Below are 21,312 nucleotides of genomic sequence, written 5' to 3' on the forward strand. Positions count from 1 at the left end.
ATTGGCCGGCTGTTGCGAACGGGACGGACACCACGGCCCTTGCACGACTAGGCGATGAGAAAATAGTGACCGCAGTCGGTGCATCGAGCGCTGGCAAAGCCATGCGCGAGAATGGCTGACCCTGGTGCGCAGGCGCGGCGCGGCCCGCTGCTCAGCCGTCCGTCGCCGGCACGAAGACCTGGTCGATCCGCCGCCCGGCCTGCGCACGGTAGTCGGCCGCGGCCTGCTCCAGCGTCGATCGCAGTTCGTCACGCAGCTGCTGACGCTGGGCCTTCAGGTCTTCGAGCAGATCGGCGCGCAGCGACTTGCGGAACAACGCCTCGTCGACGGCCATCAGCGCCATGTCCACGCCCAGCCACGTGACCACGCCGGCCACCGCCGCGCAAGCCAGCGCCAGCGGTCCGCCCGGGGCGCAGACGGCGCCGGCCGCGCCGGCCGACAGCAGCACCGATGCGCCGCGCTGCGTGACCTTGGCGCCGGCGGCGCTGGCGGCCGCCCTCACGGTCTGCCGCGCGGCGGCCCGGGCCAGCAACGCTTCGCCCGCCCGCAGCGCCAGCGGCAACACCGCACGCGACAGCGGCAGCGCGATGGCCGCCGACATCGCCAAGCGCAGCTTGTCGCGCTCCAGGCCCGGCAGCGCTTCCAGCCGCAAACCCTCCAGCAGGCAGGGCTGCCGTTCCACATCCTTCGCGAAGCCTTGGCCCGCCAACTGGGCGGCCTGGGCGATCCGGTCGAGCAGCTGGCCATCGGCTTCGGTACCCAGGCGTGAAATCTGTTGCTCGAAGCCGCTGCCCGCGATCACCAGCGCCGTGAACTGCGTTCGCATGTGCTGTTCCAGGTCGGGGATGACGAGGGCGCCCAGCCGGGTGTAGTTGCCGACGAAGCTGAAGTACCAGTCGAGGTAGGCGTCGACGCCGGTCTCGGCTACGGCGAAGCCGACGTGGTAGTCGTGGGCGACGAAGGCCAGCGTCAGCAGCAGCATGTTGCCGAGCAATACCGGCCAGCGGCGGGTGACGGTGTCGACGAACTGCGGCGCAACTTCGTGGCGCAGCATGTGCCGCATGGCCGGCGACAGGGCGGCCAGCAGCAAGGCGTCGGCAGCGAGGATCGCCCATTGCAGCGCAGTCAGCTGCGCTGCCGCCAGCAGCAGCAGGCCAGCCCAGAACCAGGCCGTGACCACCCCCAGCGACTGCACGGCCGTGCCGCGCCAGAGCCAGCGCCGCAGCTGCGCGGACTCGGTGGTGGCGCCGGCCAGCAACAGACGCCGCACGAACATCGCCTGCTCGCTGCGGTGCGCCCACAGTGGCCACGCGAGCAAGGCGACCAGCGGCGCGAGCCAGAGGCAGTCCAGCCGCGCCAGCCCGAGTGTTGCCAGCTTCAGCGCGCCGACCGCGGCCAGCCCGGCCAGCGCCAGGGTGGCGACACGGCGGGCGTTGGAGGTCATCATGCAGCCCGGCCAGCTTGTGCCGCCCACACCGTCGGTGTGGTCCCGGCGCTGGCGCGTACCCGCATCCCGTCCTGTGCTACCGCCTTGAGCTTGACTGCACCTGCCGCCATCAGGCTCGCCACGCTATCGGTCAGCAGTTCGTCCAGCGCATCGCCTTCTTGACTGCGGAAGTCGGCCAAGGTGTGGCAATTGACCTGTACGGCACCACAGATCCACAGGTACACGTCATGCGTCTGCGTCAGTCGGGTGGTCCCAAAGGCATGGCCAACACCTTCCAGTGTGGCGTAGAGCCGCAGAGCATACAGAATCTCAGGGGCGATCGCCGCTCGTCCCACCCCTCCTTCAACCGCTTTGATTCCGGCGTATGGGCCTTCCAGGTTCTGCCGTTCGACGTAGCCCCAAACCAACTGTGCTCGATGCCCAGGCGGCACCAGCGACTCCAGATCGCTCGCCCGCAGTTCCAGTTGATTGCGGTTGGTCATCAGAACACGGGCCGCGGCCTTGGGTCGTACGGTTCTCGCAGCGCCTTCGCCGCTTGGGTCGGCCGGCAGCGTCGGTTCGTCAGGGAACCAAGGGGGCGTCGCAGTCATGAGCAGGGCGTACCGTAGAAAATGACTTCGTCGTTATACAGGAAGCGCCAGGCTGGCGAGCGGACTTGGCAGAATATTTTCACAGGCCCTCAGGCGCCGATTGAGCCTACTGTTCGTCCTCGCCCACAATGGCGCCCCGCATCTCCCAGAGCGGGGGCGCACGGGCTTTTACCAGACGTGGCGCCGAGGTCGGTTCGCCCAGAGGAGCGATAGTTGCCTTCACGCAAAGTTCTCGAGTATGGAAAGGTGCACGGGAAAGCGAGTTACGACGGCATAGCGGATGCGACATCGCCCAGCACGTCGATCGATCACCCACATGAATCCGGGCCGAGCATGACTTGACGACCGTCATGCAGGTTGTGACCGGCACCTGTGAGTCAGCTTTCAGATCGAGTGACTTGGGAAATTATGTCAAGTCATCGCCGACTCCAGCCTACGGTAGAACGTCTCGCACGAAGGCCTTCCGCGGTATCCTGCGCTCACGACTTTCCATAATCGACGACTTTGCATAACGACCCGATGCGGACGCTCGGGTTCTTGAAAACCAGCCGTTCAACACAATGCGTCAGGCGCCGAGAGTAGGAGATTCATCGGTCGCTTGCCGAACTTCCGCGTTGCGTGCACGGCCTGATTGGCCAGAATCAGGGCTGTGTCGGCAAGGTCTTCCGTGCTAGCCGTGGGGACCGATTCCACCGATAATCGCTAGCAATTGAAATCTCTAACTCCCTGAGGATCGAAAAAATGAAAAGATCTGCCTCAAGTCTGTGGGGGGTGTCGGCTGTCATTGTTTTTTCAGTGGTTGGGTGCGGAAAGAAAGACGAGGCGAAGCCTGCAGCAGCACCGGTTGCAGCGCCATCAGCGGAAATCATCTGCTCGCTGGCTCCAAGCCAAAGCAAGGTGGTCACTGGTATTGCGGGGATGGCTGGCCGTGCAGGAGCAACTGCAGCAGCACTTGCTCAAGCACTCGGGCTGTCTGCCGTACCGCATTCTAGTGGGGCCCTCATTTTGACGGGCTCCGGAGGATATGTGGCTGGAACTTTAGGTGCGGCTGTGGCTGGACCTGTTATTGTCGGAGTAGGACTCGTCATTGCTGGTTCCGCTGTGACTGTCGAGTTGCTGTGCGCCCCCAAAAATCACCCTGGTGCAGTGAATAGAGTTGAAGAGGCCGCTGCGGAGTTCCTGAGGCGCTCTCAACTCTCATTTCCAGGTGCGAAGGTTGATGCAGGACGGATGGCAGACAAGGCCGTAGTCAAAATCCGCACTGTTGCTGGTGACGTTTATGAATATGCGTTTGGCAATTAGCGGGCGCGGCAGACTACGAAATTTCATCAGGATGGGCGCATATGGCCTTGGAGCGGACGCTCGACTGTTCCGGGCCAAGTAGTTGAACCAGCGGGCAACGAGTTCTTAGTCGCTGCGGTTGAAGACGTGCTTGAGGTAGAGCAGTGCGGCCATGAGCCGAATCGGTAGCCGGGGGGCGGCCGGTTGGAACTGGTGCCACCGCCGGCCGCTTGCCCTGCCGACCAAAATAGGTCGTCGCCTTCGATCACATCTCCTTCGGGGCCCGGGCGAGCAAAGGTGGAGGCCAGGGCCGTTTCAAGTCGTTACCACGGTATTGTGTCCGCCATTGTCGCCAAGTGTTGCCGACGGTCGGTCATCTGATTCAGCCGGGAGCCGAAAAGGTCATCAGTGGCAATCGACGATTTGCTAGATTTCTCACCGGTTTCACTGGCCCCTATTCTAAATTCGCGGGGATCTCAAGGGTATTCAACAGCGCAAAATAGGTTCAATGACTGCTTTCGGCAGAGACATCTTCACCTTCTCTTCTTGGCCGGTTGCCAAACGACGCCTTCCAGCGCCCGGTGACCGCTCCCGCTTCAATGCTGCCAGCGCACCAAGGATAGCAATGCGGAGTATCGACCGGCAGCTTTCCCGCTTTCGGGTGATTGTGCTGAACGACCGCTTCGCGAAGCATCGACCGTCAGGTCAGTATCCGTAGTGGGGACGTAACGAAAGCGGAAGCGGTTGTTTGAAAGCCGAGGATGCTGTGGCACGGCCCCCTTTGCAGACGGTGGCATGGTGCTTCGTTTTAGCGCAGCCTCTTGGGTGCAGCGAATGGTCGGCCGAATGACGGGGCCGTCTCCAGCAAGTCGTCCCGGTGCCTTCCGAGGTGCCATTCATCGAATCCATCAGGACTTCGTTCAAACGCTTGGAGCCCGTCCCGGCGAGGCTCAGTAGCGCATTGGTATCATCGGCCGGCGCCCCAAGCTGAGAGAACCCAGGTCCTGCAAGCCCTTTGCCTTCACCATTCAGCGGAGTGCACTGCTGCAGCACATTCCGTGGACCGTGCGCACACCTCTGCCGCGCCAGGCCCCACTCCCACCGAAGTTCGACTCCACGTTCCCCCGCCCCCCCAAGCCCCATCACCGACCTTCCGCTGCCCGAAATCCGTCCCTGAAGTTCACTTTTCGCCCGCGCACCATCCCTCTGGCTTCCTACCATGGCAGCCATGATTCGCACCCTGTTCGTCACTCTCCTTTCGCTCTCGGCCCTGGCCGCCCAGGCCGCCTGCTTCGAACAGGCCGGCCAGCGCTACGGCATCGCTCCTTCGCTGCTCAAAGCCATCTCGGCCGTCGAGTCCGGCTTCAACCCCGGCGCACGCAACCGCAATCGCGACGGTTCGGAAGACCTCGGCCACATGCAGATCAACAGCCGCTGGTTGGCAACTCTATCGTCGCACGGCATCGGCCGCGAGAAACTCTTCGACCCTTGCACCAATACCCACGTCGGCGCCTGGATTCTCGCGCAGAACATCCGGCGCCTGGGTTACGGCTGGGAGGCGGTCGGCGCCTACAACGCCCGCAGCCCGCACAAGCGCGCGGCCTACGCCCGCAAGGTCGCCGCGAAGGTCGACGCATGGCGCTCCTGACAACCTGGCCCGGCCTCGTCCTGCCCATTATGCTGCTGTCTGCGTGTGCCGGCGCGCCCTTGCCCACCCGAAGCGCCGTCGCGTCCCCGGACATCGGCTGGATCGATCGTCAGTTCAGGATTTGCGGCGGCAACGACTGCCCGGCGCCGACGCGCAAGACGCTGGCACTCGTCGATAGTCTCCCGGCACGGGACGAGGCGAGTCCAGCCCTCCCGGAAACGCCGCTGGTCGCCGTTCCGCCGACGAACGAGGCCGAGCCACCGTCCGTAGTCATCCCCTTCCCGTTCGCCAGCAGCCGCCCAACTGCCGAAGGCCAGCAGCGCCTCAAGCGCTTGACCAGGATTGCTCGCCAGTACCGGCGCATCGAGCTGACGGGCAGAACCGACGACCTCGGCGGCAAGGCGCCCAACGACCGCCTCGCTCAACGACGCGCCGAATACGTCCGTTCCTGGCTGCTCGGGCGGGGAATCGAAGCCGAAATCACGGTGCGCGCCGAGGGCCGCTGTTGCTATCTCGACCCCGCACCGACCGAAGCGGCGCGCGCGAGCAACCGGCGCGTCGAAGTCCGTCTCGCCGGCCGGCGGGACGCCATCCCCGATCCCATGGGAGCCCCCTGAAATGAAACTGCCGCATTCCCCCCGCTTCATCCGCGACGTCGTCGTCGCCGGCGGATTCGTCGCCATCGGCATCCTGGCGCCCGGGTCGCCCATCGAAGGCGGCTTCGAAGCCCATCTCGGCGGCATCTCGCTCGGCCTCGGCCTCGGATGGCTCATCAAGTCCTTCATCGATCTCCACGGGAGCCGCCATGCACAGCAGTCGTAACTGGATCACGGGCGCCCTCGCGCTCGTCCTCTTCACCACCGCCACCGCGGCGCTGGCCGGCACTACCGGCACCGAGTTCCAGAGCCTCTACAACTGGCTCACCGGCATGGTGCAGGGCTACTTCGGCAAGGCCGCCGCGATCGCCGCGATCGGGCTGGGCGCACTCTTCTCGCTGGCGCGGCTCAATCCGATGCCGATCCTCTCCGGGGTCGCTTTCGCGGTCTTCCTGCAGTACGCGCCGACCATCTCGACCGGCATCCTGACCGCCACGATCTGAAGCCCAGGCCATGGACGAGACCGGTTATATCCCGAAGTCGCTCGAAGCCCAGGAACGCTTCCTGTGGTGGGACTTCGACCAGGCCATCGTCTTCCTCCTGGTCCTTGGCACCGGCGTCATCGCCGGCAGCCTGTTCGCCGGCATGCTCTGCGGCGCGCTGCTCGCCTGGCAGTACGGCCGGATCAAGACCGGCAAGCACCCCAAGTTCGCCCTGCACGCCCTCTACTGGTGGCTGCCGAGCGGGCTCGTCGTCCGCGTCCGGGCGACGCCGGCCTCGCATCACCGCTTCTTTCTCGGCTGAGCCATGCAGTTCCGGATCTTCACCGCCGAGCGGGACAACCAGCGCGCCGAGATCATCTTCATGCGCCTCGCCGTCAGCGGCCTCGCCCTGGCGCTGCTGGCCAACGCGGCCGCGCTGCTCAGCGTCGCCGGGTCGGAGCGAACCGTCCTCATCCCGCCGGAAGTCCACAAGACCTTCTGGGTCAGCGGCCGCAAGGTGTCGGGCGACTACCTGCAGGAGATGGCCTACTGGTACGCCGGTCTCGCGCTCAATATCACGCCGCAGGTCGCCGACTACCAGAAGAACCTCTTCCTGAAGTACGCCGCACCCGCCGAGTACGGCCGCCTCCAGGCCGAGTTCGGCGCACGCAGCGACTTCCTCCGCAAGCACAACGCCTCAACCCAGTTCTCTACCCAGACCGTGCTGCCCGACGAGACGACCATGAAGGTCGCGCTATCGGGGGTCCTCATGACCTGGGTCGGCGACAAGAAGGCCGCCGAGAAGCAGACCACCTGGCTCGTCGGCTTCCGCTATCTCAATGGGAGACTCCATGTATCCGAGTTTCGTGAAACCAGCGACCAGGATCCGTTGGGCGCAGGCGCTGCTGCTCGCTAGCCTCGCCCCCCCCGAGCGTCGCCGCGCAGTTCCTCGAAGGCCACCCCGACGACGGGCTGGCCGCCACCGTCTCGCGCACCGAACCGAACCTGATCCGGGTCGACGGGCGCAGGATCCGCCGCATCCAGGGCGTCGAGGGCGAGTTCGCCGTCAGCGCCGATCGCGAGACCGGCACCGCCTACCTCAAGCCGACGACCGATCAGGCGCAGCTCAGCGTCTTCGTCGCCGACGACGCCGGCCGCCACTGGAAGTTGCTCCTGAAGGTCGCCGACGTCCCGGCCGAAACGCTGGTGCTGCGCGAGCGCGGCCGGCCGGGCGAAGCGGGCAGGGCGCTCGTCGCCGACGAGCCGCGCCATGCCGCCATCCGCCGGGTGCTGCTGGCTCTCGCTCGCGACACCACGCCGGAAGACATGAGCGCCAGCGAGCGGCTCGAGATCGTCCCGTTGTGGAACGAAAGCCGCTTCGTTCTGGTGCGGACCCTGGAAGGGGTTCTGCGCGGCGAGAAGTACCAGCTGACCAATGTCTCGCCCACCCGGATGGTGCTCGACGAGCGCGAGTTCTACCGCCAAGGCGTTCTCGCGGTGATGGTCGACTCGCTCGAACTCGAGCCGGGGGAAGCGACGCAGGTGATGGTCGTCCTGGAGGGGCACGATGCGTGAGTCGCCGAGGAACCCGGTGGCCGAGACGATCGCCCGGCTGTCGCCGAAGCATCGGCAATTCCTGATTCTCGGCATCGGCGTGTCCGCCTTCACGCTGCTCGTCTTCGGCGGTGCGGCGCTCTGGGAGCAGCCGGCGGGACCAGGGTCGGGTGCGCCGACGGCACGCCCGCAACCGCTGCCGATCAACGCTCCCGGCGCGCAGGCCGATCCGCGCGACATCTGGATGAGCCAGTCGAGCGAACAGATGCGCCAGATGGAAGAGATGATCCAGGGGCTGCGCCAGCAGGTCGACACCCTCGACCGGAAGCCGGCGGGAGCGAACGGCGTGCCCTCTCTCGCACAGCCTCCTGCGGCACCGCCAGCGGAACTGCCTCCGCCCCCGGCGCCACCCTTGCCCGAGATGCGGGTGCCGACGCTGCCGCCACTCCCCCCGCCACCGGCGAATGCGAGCCTTGGCAGCCCGCCGGAGGCCGCGCCCGCCATGCCCCGGATACCGGGCATCGCCTCCTTCGAAGTCAGTGACGCCAAACCCGGCGCACCGCTGGCGGGGAAGGGCGCCGACAAGAAGGACGTTCGCAGCTACGTCCCCTCGGGCTCGTTCTTTCGGGCGGCGCTGCTCGGCGGACTGGATGCGCCCACCGGCGGCCAGGCGCAGAGCAATCCCCACCCGGTGCTGATGCGCGTGCAGGACAACGCCTTTCTGCCCAACCGCTACCGCTTCAGGATCCGCGAGTGCTTCGCGCTGGGGGCGAGCTACGGCGACATCAGCGCCGAGCGGGCCTACATCCGGCTCGAATCCCTCTCCTGCGTGCGCCATGACGGCCGCGCCATCGACGCCCCGGTCAAGGGCTATGTGGTCGGCGAGGACGGCAAGGCCGGCATGCGCGGGCGTCTGGTCAGCAAGCAGGGGCAGGTCCTGGCGAACGCCTTGCTGGCCGGGATTGGCGCCGGCATCGGTCAGGCCTTCCAGCAAAGCGCGACGACGGTGTCGACCAGCCCGCTCGGATCGGTCGGCACGGTCGAGCCGGGCAAACAGCTCCAGGCCGGTCTGGGGACCGGTGTCGGCAAGGCTCTCGACCGGCTCTCGCAGTACTACATCACGCTCGCCGAGAAGATGTTCCCGATCATCGAGATCGATGCCGGCCGCACCGTCGAGGTGGTGTTCACCAAGGGCTTCTCGCTCGACGGCGAGTCCGGCGGTGAAGGGGACAGCTACACCGACATCTGGCGGCGCGGCCGCGAAGTCCAGAAGAAACCCCTCGAACCCTACCAGGAGTGATCCATGTCGTGCAAAACCCCAATGGCTGCGTTGAGCCTGCTCGCTCTGACCCTGTCCCTGGCGGCGCAGGCCGATGAGACGCTCACCGCACTCGAGCAACGCCTGCAGGAGCGGTACCCGGCGACGCGTATCGAGCGGGTGCAGGCGTCGGAGATTCCGGGCCTCTACGAAGTGATGATCGGCCGCAATCCGGCCTACACCGACGCGACGGGCCGCTACTTCGTCTTTGGGCATCTCTTCGACCTGCAGACGCAGCGCGACCTGACCGCCGAGCGCCTGGAAGCGCAGCAGCGCGTCGCCTTCGCCGAACTGCCGCTGTCGGATGCGATCAAGACGATTCGCGGCGCGGGCGAACGGCTGCTCGCCGTCTTCTCCGATCCCGACTGTCCGTACTGCCGGCGGCTCGAGGACGAGCTCGCGAAGCTCGACAACGTCACCGTCTACACCTTCGCTTATCCACTCGAGAGCCTTCATCCCCAGGCCAGGGACAAGGCGGTGGCGGTCTGGTGCGCACCCGATCGCGCGCGCGCCTGGGCCGAGCTGATGCAGGCCGGCAAGGTCCCGCCGAAGCGCCCGTGCGCGCACCCGATCGAGCGCAACATCGCTCTCGCGCAGCGTCTGGGCATCCAGGGCACGCCGACGCTGCTCTCCGCCGACGGGCGCCTGCTGCCCGGTGCGGCGACGAGCGAGCGCATCGAGCAGTGGCTGGCGGAGCGCCGGCCATGAAGCGGGCCGCTCTCTGGGGCTCGCTCGCGCTCGCCCTCGCCGGCTGCGCCGGCACGATGTCGGGACTCGATGGTCCCGGCAGATTCTCGTGCAAGGCGCCGGACGGGATCACCTGTGCCTCGCTCTCCGGGGTCTACGCGAACGCGCTGCAGAACCACCTGCCGGGTCAGGCCGGATCGATCGACGCCGCGAGGAGCGAGCGCGCCGCCGCGATCGTGCGTGCCGTACCCAGCTTCGGCGAACCGGTGCGCAGCGCGCAGAAGGTCCGGCGCGTCTGGCTCGCGCCGTGGGAAGACGACGACGAGGTGCTGCACGACCAGTCGTACCTGTATCTGGTCGTCGATCCCGGTCGCTGGCAGGTCGAGCACGCGCGCCGGCAGGCGGGCGAGGGCTACCGTCCCGTGCGGCCACCCGCCACCTTCGCGCCGGCGCTGCCGCAATCCGGCGAGCGTCCGGCGCTGCGCCTGGAGCGGGCGACGCCCGCCGCTGGCCCGCAACCGGCGCCGTCGATGCCAGGCCGGGATCTGCTGCCACCCACCATCGAGGGCGAACCGTGAGTCTGTCGGATCGCGTGCGCGAGGCGTTCCTGCCGGAACGATCGGCTGCCGCCGATCGTCTGCCGCGGCGGCTGTTGCGCGAGATCACCCGCATGCCGCGGCTCACCGGGATTTTGCCGTATCTCGCCTGGCGGGAGGACGCGCGACTGTTCGCGCTCGACCAGGGCGGCTTCGGTGAGCGGGTATCGCGCGCCATCGGCTTCTGCATCGAGGCCCAGCCGCAAACGGGCGCCAGCGAGGAAATGGAGAAGGTCCTCGCCAGCCTCTTCGTCTCCTGCCCGCCCGGTACCGGCATCCAGGTCAGCCTCTACGGCAGCCCGAACATCCTGCCGCTGCTGCGGGCGCAGGCGAGACTCCTGCCAGGACCGGATCCCACCGCGAACGAGAGCTTCGACGAGCGCCGCTACCCCAACATCTTCCGCACGCTGGCGCGGCGGCGGATCGATCACTACCTCAAGGGGACCGGGCAGTCGCTCTTCAGCCACCAGACCTACCTGCTGCGCGACTATCGCCTGGTGATCTCGATCACCCTGCCGCTTGACCCGGAGTTGCCGGCCGACGTCGATGCCGCGCTGCGTCTCCGCGAAAGCCTGCACGCGACGCTCCAGTCCGCGCACCTGCCGGGCCAAGACTGGACACCGGACGATCTGCTGGCCTTCGCCGGCGATTTCTTCGACCACTCGGCGCTGTTCAGCGGCCGTGGCCGGCGCCCGATCGCGTGGAACGAGGCCAGCCCGCTGCGCGACCAGCTCGCGAATCGGGAGATCGCCTCGCGCCTCGGCGACGCCGATCTGCGTTTTCGGGAGGCGGGTGGCGACGAATCGGTGCTGCAGCTCTTCTCGGTGCGCCAGTATCCGCGTTACTTCCGCCTGTCGGGGATGAACACCCTGATCGGCGACCCCTACCAGCTCGCCCTGGCGATGCCCTGCGCCTTCCTCATCACCATGGGGGCCGTCGCCCTCGACTACGAGTCGGCGCGAGCCCGCACCCAGATCAAGGCGACGCGTGCGACGCAGAGTGCAGCGTCCTACATGGCGCACTTCCAGCCCGACCTGCAGGAGCGCAAGCGCGACTGGGACATGGTTTTGAAGGCCTTCGACAGTGGCCGCACCGTCGTCGGCATGTACCACCAGGTCTGCCTGCTCTCGCGGGTCGACGACGCGCCGCGCTGCGAGCATGCCCTGCGCGCCGTCTGGCGCGCCCGCGGCTTCGACCTCACCCGCGATTTCTATCTGCAACACCAGGCGCTCGCAGCGGCCCTGCCGATGACCCTGACGCCGGCCCTGCAGGCCGACCTGCGCCAGTTCGGCCGGATCAGCACCAAGACCGCCGACAACGCGGTGATGATGTCGCCGCTGATCGCCGAGTGGAAGGGCACACCGACCCCGGTCATGACCCTCTTCGGCCGGCGCGGACAGATCCTCGGCTTCGACCTCTTCGACAACACCGGCGGCAACTTCAATTTTGCGGTGGCCGCGCTGTCGGGGTCCGGCAAGTCGGTCTTCGTGAACGAGCTGACCTATCGCTACCTCGGCGCCGGCGCCAAGGTCTGGATCATCGACGTCGGGCGATCGTACAAGAACCTCTGCGAGCTGCTCGACGGCGAGTTCATCGAGTGCTCCGACGAGCAGAGGAACACGCTCTGCCTCAACCCCTTCTCGATGATCATCGACATCCAAACCGACATGGAGATGGTCCTGCCGCTGCTCGCCCAGATGGCGAGCCCGCGCGAACCGCTCGACAACTACGCCTATACCGCGCTCGGCTCGGCGATCAAGCGCGTCTGGGATGCCCGCGGCCGGTCGGCGACGATCACCGACATCTATGAACTCCTGCAGACCGGCCGGCTGTCGAGTGACGGCGAGTACGAACGCGATCTCAGTCGCCTCGCCACCGCCCTCGAGCCCTACACCCGCCACGGCGTCTATGCGAGCTACTTCGAGGGGCCGGCCAACATCGAGTTCGACCGCGATCTCGTCGTCCTCGAACTCGAAGAGCTGAAGGCGAGGAAGGACCTGCAGTCGGTGGTGATGCAACTGATCATGTACCGCATCACCCAGGAGATGTACCGCGACCGTTCGCGTCGCAAGCTGGTGATCATCGACGAGAGCTGGGACCTGATGGGCCACGGCGCGAGTGGCCAGTTCATCGAGGCCGGCTATCGCCGGGCACGCAAGTACGGCGGCGCCTTCGGCACGATCACTCAGTCGGTCGACGACTACTACCGCAACGAGGCGACGCGCGCGGCGATCGACAATGCCGACTGGCTCTTCCTGCTGCGCCAGAAGCCGGAGAACATCGAGCGGCTGGGCAAGGAAGGGAAACTTGTCCTCGACGAATGGCTGAAGCGCCAGCTCGCCTCGGTGAGCACCGAGCACGGCCACTTCTCGGAGATCTACCTGCATTCGCCGGTCGGCTCCGGTCTCGGGCGACTGCTGCTCGATCCGTTCTCGATGCTGGTCTACTCGACGCGTGCGGAGGACTTCGAGGCGATCAAGCGCCTGCGCCAGCAAGGGCTATCGGTTGCGGAAGCGATCGAGCGCCTGGTGGCTGAACGCCGGCTGGCCTGAGGACGACGAGCGATGAGTTTGCGGATCCCGGCGCTGACCGTGCTGACGACATTGCTGGCCGGCGCCGGCTTGGCGATCGCCTGGCTGCACTTCCAGCCACTGGAGATTCCACGCCTCGCGCGCGTCGACATCGGTAGCCTCGTCGCCCGGCAGCAGCAGGCGCTGGTGCAGCGAATCCAGCCGGGCATGACGCCGGACGAGCAGGCGAGACTGTTCGAGGAAGCGAAGACGTTCGGGGTTCAACTCGATGCCGCGCTTGACCAGGTCGCGCAGGAGTGTCGCTGCGCACTGATCAATTCGGCCGCCCTGATCAAGACGTCGCCGGCCGTCGCGGTGCCAGACCTGACGGCACGGGTGGCGGAGATCGTTCGGCCGCTGTCCAACCCAACGGCGAAATGAGCGATGCGACTCCCGGTTCTGGTCGTGCTCTCCCTGCTGGTGCAGGCGGCGTCTGCCAACAGCCGGCTCGAGTATCCGTCCGTCTGGGTCTGCGACGAGGATCGTTTCCAGTGGTATTGCGATCTGCCATCGGAGACGACCCCGCCGGACTCGCCACTGGAGAAGCCGCCGGCGGCCAGCGAGGAAGAGGAAGCCGTCGTGGCGCTGAAGGCGCTGCGCGAAGACGTCGAGCGCAAGCGCGCGCTCGCCATCGTCAAGCCGACGCCGGCGAACCTCCGGCGCTACATCGCCGCCCAGGAGGCACTGATGGATCGCGCGGCGCTGTTCTCGGATGTCTGGCGGCGCGTCCTCTGGGCGCACCCGGAACTCAACTACCAGTTGCGCAACCCGGTGAACAACGCGGCGATCCAGGTGCGCGATGTCGAGCAGGCCGGCAAGGAACGCGCGGCGCTGGCCGCTCTCGGCCGGGAGTGGGGGCTGTTCTTCTTCTTCCGCTCCGACTGTCCGTACTGTCACCGCCTGGCGCCGACCCTGAAGTGGCTGTCCGAACAATACGGCCTGACGGTCTTTCCGGTGTCGCTCGATGGCGGCGGGCTGCCCGAGTTTCCCCGGCCGGCGCGCGACAACGGTATGGCCGCCACGCTGGGGCTGCGCATCGTGCCGCTGCTGGTGCTCGGCAACGTCCGGGATCGCCGGCTGCTGCCGATCGGCTCCGGTGTCCTCTCGGCGCAGGAGATCGTCGAACGGATTTACCTCCTGACGCAGACGCGTCCCGGCGAATCGTATTGAGGGCCCCATGAATCCTGCACGCGCACGGATGCTCGCCATCACGCTGGTCTTCGCGACCCTGAGCTGCTCGTCGCTGGCCAACGTCTCGCAGTCGATGCAGGACTGGTTCAACGACATCGGCGCCTACGGGAATGTGACCGGACCCGACGCCTACCGCGGGCAGACGATGAATTTCTACACCGGCGGCAGTCTCTACCTGCGCACCCCGGTGCGCAACTACCCGCTGGCCAGCATCACGCCGCCCTCGTTCCGCGCCGGTTGCGGTGGCATCGATCTCTTCGCCGGATCATTCTCGTTCATCAACAAGCAGCAGTTCGTCGCGCTGCTGCGCAACATCGGTAACAACGCGATCGGCGCCGCGTTCAACCTGGCGCTCTGTTCGATGTCGCCCGATCTCTGCGACCTGCTGAAATACCTGCAGGACCAGGTGGCGAAGATGAATCATCTCAACGTCAACTCCTGCCAGGCCGCCGAGGGCATCGTCTCCGCCGCCGGCAGCCTGCTGACTGACCGGACGCAGGAGAAGGAAGGCAAGACCGCTGGCGCGAATCTGAACCTGTTCGGCGACGTCTTCGAGTCCTGGGACGAGTGGAAGAAGAACCGAGTCTCCGCGAAGAACATCCGCAGCGCGGCGAGGAACGCGTCCGCGGGCTACCGCGAGCTGTTCGAGCCGGGCAACATCGTCTGGCGGGCGCTGTCGCGGGTCGCCGGGGTGACCGACGAGACGAAGGAACTGCTGATGAGCCTGACCGGCACGATCCTCGTCACGCCGCCCGGCGAGCACGGCGACGAACGGGCGCGCTGGACCTATCTGCCCGGCGGCAAGCTGACCTTCCGGCAGTTCGTCGGCGATGGCGGCACGGCGACGGTGAACCTGCCGGGCCTCACGTGCGGCGCCGATAGGGCCGAGTGCCTGAGTCCGACGTTCTCGGACCGCGCCTTTACGGTGACGCCGTTCTCCCGCCAGGTGCGGACCCGGATCGCCGCGATGCGCGACAGGATCATCCAGCGCGACGCGGCCGGCCAGTCGAACCTCGATGCGGCATTGATCGGCGCCTCGTCGCTGCCGGTCTGGAAGATGCTCGCGGTGTCGAGCAGCATCCCGGGCGGCGACCGGATCACCGAGGACTACGCGCAGCTGATCGCGGTGGATGTGGCCTACGCCTACTTCACGAACCTCTCGAAGACGCTGCGCAACGCCCTGCAGAACGAGACCGGCAAGAACGGCCAGGACGCGGTGGCGGCGGCCGGGCAGATCCTCGCCCGGCTGAACGAGATCGAGCAGGAGGCGCGGGACATGTTGCGCGCCGAGTACCAGAAAGGCCTGCAGGTCGCCGAACTCTCGCGCTCGCTGCAGCTCCTGCACCAGAGTCTCAACGCCGGCCTGCCGACCAACCTCTTCCAGTCGATGATGGTCTTCAACCGCTAGGGCACAGCGAGCGGTTAGCCAACGACGAGCCAGCGACATGTACGAAGTCTATGCCTACTGGAACGTCGCCGAACTCGAGGCGATGTTCAATGCCGTCGCTTCGCTGATGGGCAGCGGCGATTACCGGGGTCTGCTGCGCACGATGGCAATCGTCGGCATCGTGGTGGTCGTCATCGCGACGCTCACCGGGCGAGAACGCCTCGACGGCATGTGGAAGTGGCTCTTCTTCCTGGCGATCTTCCAGGCGCTGCTGCTGGTGCCCAAGGTGACGGTGCTGATCGTCGATCGCACCGGCAACGAGCCGCCGCGGGCGGTGGCGAATGTGCCGATCGGGCTCGGCGCCTTCGCGCACGCGATGAGCAAGGTCGGCGACTGGCTGACCGGCGCTTTTGAGACGGTGTTCTCGCTGCCCGACGACGTGAGATTCCGCAAGAACGGGACCCTGTTTGGTCACCGGGTGCTCGCCGAGCGCCTGGCGGTGAAGAGCGGCAGTCCGGTGCTGACCAGCAACCTGCTCGAGTTCTATCGCGAGTGCGTCGCGCCGGATCTCGCGACGGGCTACATCCGGGTCAAGGAGGATCTGCTCGCCGCCAACGATATCTGGGCCCAGCTCGACGGCAGGACAAACCCGGCGCGGCTGGTCACCCTGCGCGATCCGGCCGACCCATCGCAGCTGGACACCCTGGGCTGCCAGGCGGCCTACCAGCGACTGAGCCGCCAGATCGCTGCCGAAGCGGGCCGGCAGGTGACCCTCCTGGGCTCGCGCCTGTACCCGCGCATGACGCAGGCCGATGCCGGGATCGCCATTGCCGGTGCGCTGGCGACCTCGACCAACTACCTGCTCGGGGTGTCGGCGGCGGCGCAGGACGCGGTCAAGCAGGCGATCGTCGCCAATTTCATGATCGACGCGCAGTACCTGCTGCCCGCCCAGCTCGGCGACGCGGCCAGTGCGCAGACCAATCTCGGCATGGCGCAGTCGCTGCGTTCGACCAGCGATTCGTACAAGCTGATGGCGCGGATCGCCGAATCGACGATGCCAAAGGTGCGCAACGCGATCGAGATGGTCCAGTACGCGATCTTTCCGGTCTTCCTGCTCTTCGTGGTGATCAGCGGCCATCAGGCGGGGGCGGTGATCCGCGCCTACGCCGCCAGTCTCTTCTGGATTCAGCTCTGGGCGCCGCTGTACGCGGTGATGAACTTCATCATCACGATGGTTTCGAAGAGCCAGTACACCAGCGGCAGCGCCGGCAACGGGCTCGCGATCGAGCAGATGAGTTTCCTCCAGACCGCGATCGTCAGCGATCAGGCGATCGCCGGCATGCTGGTGATCTCGATCCCGGCGATCGCCGCGGCCATCGTGCGTGGCGGTGAGGTCGGCCTGCAGGCGGTTGCGGGTCTGGTGGCGCCGCCGCGCGACCCGGAGAAGATCGCGAGTGGCCTCGCCCAGGGCAATCTGCAGATGGGTAACACCTCGCTCAACAATGCGAGCCACGACACGCTCAAGGGCCTGGCGGTCGATCTCAATCCGAGCCTGCGCCAGGGCATGACGAACTATCAGGCGCGCGGCGGTTTCGACTACAGCCATTTCTCGGGCGGTGGCTTCGTCGTGAAGCAGGCGAGCAGCGCGCTGCGCGCCAACCTCGCGCTCAACGATTCGCTCGGAGCGGCCGCCAGGGAGCACTACGAGCGATCGCAACAGGCCACCCAGCAGCGCTCGGCGGAGTACGCGGAAAGTGCGTTGGCGGCGCTGCGGCAGGAAGCCGGCTTCGAGCACAGCCACAGCCAGGGCAGCAGCGGCAGCACCGGCTACCGGCACGGCATGGGTTCTAGCCGCAGCCACGAGGCGAGCGACGCGCTGCGTCAGGTCGACCAATGGGCGCAGCGGATCGGCGTCAGCGAGAAGGTGGCGATGGAGCTGATGATGGGTGCTTCGCTCGGGATGAGCACGCCGAAGCTGCTGGAGATCGCCGGCCTGCGCGGGGGGGTCGAGATGTCGGCGAAGCTGCGCAATTCCGCCGACGCCGCCCGTTCGGTCGAGGAGATGGCGCAGGCGGCCAGCGAATCGGGTTTCGGGCGGAAGGTGGGCACGGTGATCGACAACGGCTGGGAGCGGGGCCATCGGAGCACCGACGAAGCCCGCACGGCCGGCAGCGAGGGAACCCGTGCCTCGTTCGACCGCGCCCGGCAATCCCGCGAAGCGTTCAGTGCGTCGCTGCAGGAGAGCGAAGCGCATCGACAAATGTGGGAGCAGTCGCGCAGCGGTCAGCTCGGTGCCAACCTGCAGCTGCAGGATCATTTCATCCAGGATTTCCTGCTGCCGAAGCTCGATTTCAACTACGAGCGGCTGCAGGGGATTCTCGGTGACCCCTATCGCTTGCGGCCGTACCTCGACGAGTACACCGCGGGCAACTACGACCGGATGCTCGGCGAGCTGGCGGGTGGGGTCCAGGGGGGCGAGGCGGTCCGGGCGCGCCATGCGGCCGATCGCAGCCGGGTCCCCGGGGCGGGTGCGGTCGTGACGGCGGCGGGCGGGTATCTGGGCGAGGTGCAGGGCCGGGCGGGGCGTGCCGGCGTCCCGGCGCAGGGACGCCCGAGTGACCAGACGATGCATACGGCGATGCGGGAGTTCTCGACGAACGCGCAGGAGCTGCGGGACCGGCAACAGGGGTCGGCAGAGGCGCATCGGGAGGAGGCGACCCCTGCGAGTTTTGGGAAGCTGAAACCAGTGTCACCGGTCGGGAAGGGCGCGGCGGTGGCGGAGGAGGTCGGCAACGCTGCCGGACGCGTCGTTGACGGGCTGACCGGCGAGCATCCTGGGCAGTACGTTCGCGAGACGCTGGCCGGGAAGAAGCGCCCGTGAGCAGACACTTGCTGGGTGCCTTTTTGCGGCGGTGGTTTCCCGCAGCGTCAGGGCGGGTTCGGCTGCCGGAAGCCCGCGAGGTTCACGGCCTCGCCGCAAGCCTGAGCTTGATGCGCTGCAGGCCGTCAGCGACGGATCTCGCCAGTTGGGCTGCCTCGGGATCGTCGAGAGGGTTCTCGGTGGCCCACTCGCAGAAAGAGGCCATGAGTGCAGCCCGTTCGGCGGAGATCCGTGAAGCGGCCAGGCCGGATTCGATGATGGGAATCAGGGCGGTCGCGGCGCGGAGGCGGTTCAGCGCCGGGGTTGAGGGAGGAAGCGGCTTCGACATGCGCTCATTCTATCGAGGAGCGGGCCAGGGCACGGAAAAAGCGCTGAGTAGGGTTTCCTGTGGGCGCGACGACACGGTCTTGCCGACAGCCAGGTGCAGGCGTTTGGCTCATTACGGCAACGAGTTTGGGGTGACGGCTACCTTGGCGATGCCGTACCCTGGCGTGTTCGGTCGCTCGCGACCACAGGTCGTACGGGAGACGTGAACGACGAGGAAGGGTCTTGCGTATTCCACGGCAAACTGAACACCGATTCCACAGCAAACCAGACTGCCACAGCGATTTCATGCAGCATTGCTGAAAGGACACCCCAAGGCAACCGCGGCCAGGGACTCTTTGTCGCCAGGACCTACATGGCCAAGATGGGCGGCACGATCTCGGCCCGCAACGTCGAGGGTGGCGTGAGCTTCCTGCTGACGTTGCAGCAGGTGCGAAGTGGGCAAGTGCGGTAGCCACCGGGGCGTATGCTGTCGCTGCTGATCGTTCCCCCCGAGTTCGACACTATTCGCGTGCCATACGCATAAATAGGGCTTTGGTCGCAATAAAAACAAGGAGTTGGCGCGCAGCGGGAAATTTATTGTAGTGACACGTCTTGCCTAAAAGCCTATTGCGATCATGGCAGTATGTGGATACAGTAGCGACATGTTCGTGAAGATCACCACGTCCGGCCCGCGCCAGTACGTCAAGCTCGTCGAGTCCTACCGGGACACCGCCGGGGTGCCTCGCCAACGGGTCATCGCCACCCTGGGGCGCATCGAAGCAGTGCGATCTGGCGAGGCTGACTCGCTGCTCAACGGTCTGCTGCGGGCGGCGGGCAAGCCCTCCCTGGAGGAGGGAACCGGCGAGGTCGCCTTCGCGCCAGCGCTGTCGGTCGGCGACACCTGGCTGCTGACCGCCTTGTGGAAGGAACTGGGCTTCGCCGACGCCTTTCGCCGGTTGCTGCGCAACCGCCACCAGTTCGATGCCGAACGCCTGTTGCGGGTGATGGTGTTCAACCGGCTGTGTGATCCGGAATCCAAGCTGGGGATCCTGCGCTGGCTGGAGGGCACCCGGGTTCCCGAGGTCAGCGCCGAGTCTGTGAACCACCAGCACCTGCTCCGCACGATGGATACCCTGGCGGAGGGTGCCGACCGGGTGGACGACGCCTTGACAGGTCTTCTGCGGCCGTTGATCGATCAGGAGTTGGCGATCGTCTTCTACGACCTGACGACGATCCGTGCCGAAGGCAGCACCGACGAGTCCGAAGACCTGCGGCACTTTGGCCATGCCAAGGAGGGCGGTACCGTGCGCCAGGTGATGCTCGGGGTGGTCCAGACAGCGGAAGGCCTGCCGATCCATCACGAGGTCTTTGCCGGCAATACCGGTGAGACAACGACGCTGGTGCCGACGATCGAGAAAGTGCTGGCACGCTATCCGATCAAGCGGGTGGTGCTGGTCGCCGATCGCGGCCTGCTGAGTCTCGACAATCTCGACGCCATCCGGGCCCTGCGGGTTGGCGATCAGCCGCTGGAGTTCATTCTGGCCGTCCCGGCGCGGCGCTACGGGGATTTTGACAGCCTGCTCACCCCTTTCCACGAGAAGAGCTGCCAGTCGGCGACGGCAGAGGTGTTCGGTGAGCTGAAGTGGCAAGGGTTTCGTCTGATCGTTGCCCATCGCCCCGACAGGGCCAGCGAACAGAGTCGCGTGCGCGATGAGCGCATTGCGGCGCTGGAGGCCGATGCCGCGCAGTGGGTGGAGAAACTCGATGCTCAGGAGGCCGGTCAGACCCATCCGGGCAAGAAGCTGTCAGACGCCGGCACGATCGCCCGTTTCTACAAGGCGGTCGCTGACGCGCATCTGGCGCACATCATCAAGGTCAATCTCGCCTCCGAGGTATTCACCTACGAGATCGACGAACGTGCGCTGCAGCGCGCGCGGCTGATGGATGGCAAACTGATCCTCGTTGCCAACGTTCCGGATTCTCCCCCGGCCGAGATCGTGGCGCGCTACAAGGCGCTGGCCGACATCGAACGGGGATTCCGTGTCCTGAAGTCCGAGATCGAGATCGCGCCGGTCTTCCATCGCCTGCCGAACCGAATCCGGGCGCATGCCTTGATCTGCTTCCTGGCGCTGCTGCTCTATCGGGTGCTGCGCCTGCGTCTGAAAGCGAAGGCCAGTCCCCTCTCCCCGGACCGCGCTCTGGAGATCGCCCGCCGGATCCAGTACCACCAGGTCACGCTGCATCAACGCCAGTCGGCCTCCGGTCTGTCCACCATCACCCCCCAACAGAAGGAGCTGTTCGAAACCGTCGCCCTGCCCGAGCCCTCCGCCAGACGCCTGTAGTGCCAATTTAGAACCCGTGAATTGAGCACAAACAATCACTTGGCCGTTTTTTTTGTCGAACTCGGGGTTCCCAGGTTCGAGCCACGATGGGCGCGATGGGAAAAAAGGGGAGGAGGACACCTACGACCGGTTCATCGGGAGCGGGCGGTAGGTGCTGGGAAAGGGCGGCTGGCGACCCGTAACGGCCTGATGATGTTTGCAAGCGATACGGCGGCTTACCGATCCTCAAGCCGCAGCTCGCTGGAAGTTGAGGTCCGCCTGCTGCTCGGCCTTATGCAAAGCTTTCCATAAGGCCGACTATGCATAATCGGTCGAAGCGGTCATTCAGCCGGCGCGCACCTAGCGACAGGATTGCAGCAAAAAACAGACGTTTGAAAATATTACGGAGCCCGGTCGAGCAGCACTACGGGCTCCGACGGGCTCACACAATTTACAA

At 66.2% G+C, this 21,312-nt stretch carries 20 protein-coding genes and 2 pseudogenes; 19 read left to right on the top strand and 3 right to left on the bottom strand.

Annotated elements, in window-relative coordinates; all coding sequences use genetic code 11:
- Positions 1 to 151: 151 nt before the first annotated feature.
- Entirely contained in the window at positions 152 to 1,447 is a 1,296-nt protein-coding gene (locus E4Q08_RS14065; protein ID WP_169070840.1) for a hypothetical protein, read from the bottom strand.
- Between the two features lie 41 nt (positions 1,448 to 1,488).
- Positions 1,489 to 2,037, bottom strand: a pseudogene (locus E4Q08_RS14070) (IS5/IS1182 family transposase); the annotation flags it as partial.
- Positions 2,038 to 2,778: 741 nt separating this feature from the next.
- Here E4Q08_RS14070 and E4Q08_RS14075 point away from each other — a divergent pair.
- From E4Q08_RS14075 to E4Q08_RS14150, 17 genes and pseudogenes are all read left to right on the top strand, one after another.
- On the top strand, positions 2,779 to 3,339 hold the full coding sequence (locus E4Q08_RS14075; RefSeq protein WP_169070799.1) for a hypothetical protein: 561 nt from the start codon (positions 2,779 to 2,781) through the stop codon (positions 3,337 to 3,339).
- Between the two features lie 1,198 nt (positions 3,340 to 4,537).
- Positions 4,538 to 4,966, top strand: coding sequence for a lytic transglycosylase domain-containing protein (locus E4Q08_RS14080; RefSeq protein WP_248594919.1), 429 nt, complete (start codon positions 4,538 to 4,540; stop codon positions 4,964 to 4,966).
- Positions 4,954 to 5,583, top strand: a complete 630-nt coding sequence (locus E4Q08_RS14085) for an OmpA family protein (RefSeq protein WP_169070841.1) — start codon at positions 4,954 to 4,956, stop codon at positions 5,581 to 5,583. Before E4Q08_RS14080 ends, E4Q08_RS14085 begins: the two co-directional genes overlap by 13 nt.
- A gap of 1 nt (position 5,584) precedes the next feature.
- Positions 5,585 to 5,788 carry a hypothetical protein gene (locus E4Q08_RS14090; protein WP_169070842.1) on the top strand — a complete coding sequence of 68 codons (204 nt, stop codon included), beginning with the start codon at positions 5,585 to 5,587 and terminating at the stop codon, positions 5,786 to 5,788.
- Positions 5,772 to 6,065: a TraA family conjugative transfer protein gene (gene traA, locus E4Q08_RS14095; protein WP_169070843.1), complete on the top strand. Its 294-nt coding sequence runs from the start codon at positions 5,772 to 5,774 to the stop codon at positions 6,063 to 6,065. The genes E4Q08_RS14090 and traA overlap by 17 nt, the downstream gene beginning before the upstream one ends.
- 10 nt (positions 6,066 to 6,075) lie before the next feature.
- Complete coding sequence (gene traL / locus E4Q08_RS14100) at positions 6,076 to 6,366, top strand: type IV conjugative transfer system protein TraL (protein ID WP_169070844.1); 291 nt, start codon at positions 6,076 to 6,078, stop codon at positions 6,364 to 6,366.
- Positions 6,367 to 6,369: 3 nt separating this feature from the next.
- A complete protein-coding gene (gene traE / locus E4Q08_RS14105) occupies positions 6,370 to 6,960 on the top strand; it encodes a type IV conjugative transfer system protein TraE (RefSeq protein ID WP_169070845.1) in 591 nt (196 codons plus the stop codon).
- Positions 6,961 to 7,052: 92 nt separating this feature from the next.
- Positions 7,053 to 7,202, top strand: a pseudogene (locus E4Q08_RS26395) (hypothetical protein); the annotation flags it as partial.
- 9 nt (positions 7,203 to 7,211) lie between these two features.
- Positions 7,212 to 7,619 (top strand): hypothetical protein, encoded by a 408-nt coding sequence (locus E4Q08_RS14110; RefSeq protein WP_443984453.1) that lies wholly within the window; start codon positions 7,212 to 7,214, stop codon positions 7,617 to 7,619.
- The gene (locus tag E4Q08_RS14115) at positions 7,612 to 8,898 is read left to right on the top strand and encodes a TraB/VirB10 family protein (protein ID WP_169070846.1); all 1,287 of its coding nucleotides are present in this window, start codon (positions 7,612 to 7,614) and stop codon (positions 8,896 to 8,898) included. Before E4Q08_RS14110 ends, E4Q08_RS14115 begins: the two co-directional genes overlap by 8 nt.
- Positions 8,899 to 8,901: 3 nt before the next feature.
- Positions 8,902 to 9,624, top strand: coding sequence for a DsbC family protein (locus E4Q08_RS14120; protein ID WP_169070847.1), 723 nt, complete (start codon positions 8,902 to 8,904; stop codon positions 9,622 to 9,624).
- Entirely contained in the window at positions 9,621 to 10,181 is a 561-nt protein-coding gene (locus tag E4Q08_RS14125; protein WP_169070848.1) for a TraV family lipoprotein, read from the top strand. The genes E4Q08_RS14120 and E4Q08_RS14125 overlap by 4 nt, the downstream gene beginning before the upstream one ends.
- Positions 10,178 to 12,751: a type IV secretion system protein TraC gene (gene traC / locus E4Q08_RS14130; protein ID WP_169070849.1), complete on the top strand. Its 2,574-nt coding sequence runs from the start codon at positions 10,178 to 10,180 to the stop codon at positions 12,749 to 12,751. Before E4Q08_RS14125 ends, traC begins: the two co-directional genes overlap by 4 nt.
- Before the next feature lie 12 nt (positions 12,752 to 12,763).
- Complete coding sequence (locus E4Q08_RS14135; protein ID WP_169070850.1) at positions 12,764 to 13,150, top strand: hypothetical protein; 387 nt, start codon at positions 12,764 to 12,766, stop codon at positions 13,148 to 13,150.
- A gap of 3 nt (positions 13,151 to 13,153) precedes the next feature.
- Positions 13,154 to 13,939, top strand: a complete 786-nt coding sequence (locus E4Q08_RS14140; protein WP_169070851.1) for a conjugal transfer protein TraF — start codon at positions 13,154 to 13,156, stop codon at positions 13,937 to 13,939.
- A 7-nt stretch (positions 13,940 to 13,946) separates the two neighbouring features.
- Positions 13,947 to 15,368: a conjugal transfer protein TraH gene (locus E4Q08_RS14145; RefSeq protein WP_169070852.1), complete on the top strand. Its 1,422-nt coding sequence runs from the start codon at positions 13,947 to 13,949 to the stop codon at positions 15,366 to 15,368.
- A 37-nt stretch (positions 15,369 to 15,405) separates the two neighbouring features.
- Positions 15,406 to 18,228 carry a conjugal transfer protein TraG N-terminal domain-containing protein gene (locus E4Q08_RS14150; RefSeq protein ID WP_169070853.1) on the top strand — a complete coding sequence of 941 codons (2,823 nt, stop codon included), beginning with the start codon at positions 15,406 to 15,408 and terminating at the stop codon, positions 18,226 to 18,228.
- Positions 18,229 to 18,310: 82 nt separating this feature from the next.
- Here E4Q08_RS14150 and E4Q08_RS14155 read toward each other — a convergent pair whose 3' ends face one another.
- Positions 18,311 to 18,556, bottom strand: a complete 246-nt coding sequence (locus E4Q08_RS14155; RefSeq protein WP_169070854.1) for a hypothetical protein — start codon at positions 18,554 to 18,556, stop codon at positions 18,311 to 18,313.
- Positions 18,557 to 18,757: 201 nt separating this feature from the next.
- On the opposite strand from E4Q08_RS14155, the gene E4Q08_RS14160 reads away from it, so the two are divergent.
- On the top strand, positions 18,758 to 19,006 hold the full coding sequence (locus E4Q08_RS14160; protein ID WP_169070800.1) for an ATP-binding protein: 249 nt from the start codon (positions 18,758 to 18,760) through the stop codon (positions 19,004 to 19,006).
- 190 nt (positions 19,007 to 19,196) lie between these two features.
- Positions 19,197 to 20,876 (top strand): IS1634 family transposase, encoded by a 1,680-nt coding sequence (locus E4Q08_RS14165; protein ID WP_169070855.1) that lies wholly within the window; start codon positions 19,197 to 19,199, stop codon positions 20,874 to 20,876.
- Positions 20,877 to 21,312 lie beyond the last annotated feature (436 nt).

The organism is Candidatus Accumulibacter contiguus (assembly GCF_012940005.1).
Taxonomy (GTDB): Bacteria; Pseudomonadota; Gammaproteobacteria; order Burkholderiales; family Rhodocyclaceae; genus Accumulibacter; species Accumulibacter contiguus.

Bases quoted from the DNA above. Each gene is read 5' to 3' on its own strand.
- E4Q08_RS14065 (WP_169070840.1), bottom strand. From the start codon at position 1,447: ATGATGACCTCCAACGCCCGCCGTGTCGCCACCCTGGCGCTGGCCGGG.
- E4Q08_RS14075 (WP_169070799.1), top strand. From the start codon at position 2,779: ATGAAAAGATCTGCCTCAAGTCTGTGGGGGGTGTCGGCTGTCATTGTT.
- E4Q08_RS14080 (WP_248594919.1), top strand. From the start codon at position 4,538: ATGGCAGCCATGATTCGCACCCTGTTCGTCACTCTCCTTTCGCTCTCG.
- E4Q08_RS14085 (WP_169070841.1), top strand. From the start codon at position 4,954: ATGGCGCTCCTGACAACCTGGCCCGGCCTCGTCCTGCCCATTATGCTG.
- E4Q08_RS14090 (WP_169070842.1), top strand. From the start codon at position 5,585: ATGAAACTGCCGCATTCCCCCCGCTTCATCCGCGACGTCGTCGTCGCC.
- traA (WP_169070843.1), top strand. From the start codon at position 5,772: ATGCACAGCAGTCGTAACTGGATCACGGGCGCCCTCGCGCTCGTCCTC.
- traL (WP_169070844.1), top strand. From the start codon at position 6,076: ATGGACGAGACCGGTTATATCCCGAAGTCGCTCGAAGCCCAGGAACGC.
- traE (WP_169070845.1), top strand. From the start codon at position 6,370: ATGCAGTTCCGGATCTTCACCGCCGAGCGGGACAACCAGCGCGCCGAG.
- E4Q08_RS14115 (WP_169070846.1), top strand. From the start codon at position 7,612: ATGCGTGAGTCGCCGAGGAACCCGGTGGCCGAGACGATCGCCCGGCTG.
- E4Q08_RS14120 (WP_169070847.1), top strand. From the start codon at position 8,902: ATGTCGTGCAAAACCCCAATGGCTGCGTTGAGCCTGCTCGCTCTGACC.
- E4Q08_RS14125 (WP_169070848.1), top strand. From the start codon at position 9,621: ATGAAGCGGGCCGCTCTCTGGGGCTCGCTCGCGCTCGCCCTCGCCGGC.
- E4Q08_RS14135 (WP_169070850.1), top strand. From the start codon at position 12,764: ATGAGTTTGCGGATCCCGGCGCTGACCGTGCTGACGACATTGCTGGCC.
- E4Q08_RS14140 (WP_169070851.1), top strand. From the start codon at position 13,154: ATGCGACTCCCGGTTCTGGTCGTGCTCTCCCTGCTGGTGCAGGCGGCG.
- E4Q08_RS14145 (WP_169070852.1), top strand. From the start codon at position 13,947: ATGAATCCTGCACGCGCACGGATGCTCGCCATCACGCTGGTCTTCGCG.
- E4Q08_RS14150 (WP_169070853.1), top strand. From the start codon at position 15,406: ATGTACGAAGTCTATGCCTACTGGAACGTCGCCGAACTCGAGGCGATG.
- E4Q08_RS14155 (WP_169070854.1), bottom strand. From the start codon at position 18,556: ATGTCGAAGCCGCTTCCTCCCTCAACCCCGGCGCTGAACCGCCTCCGC.
- E4Q08_RS14165 (WP_169070855.1), top strand. From the start codon at position 19,197: ATGTTCGTGAAGATCACCACGTCCGGCCCGCGCCAGTACGTCAAGCTC.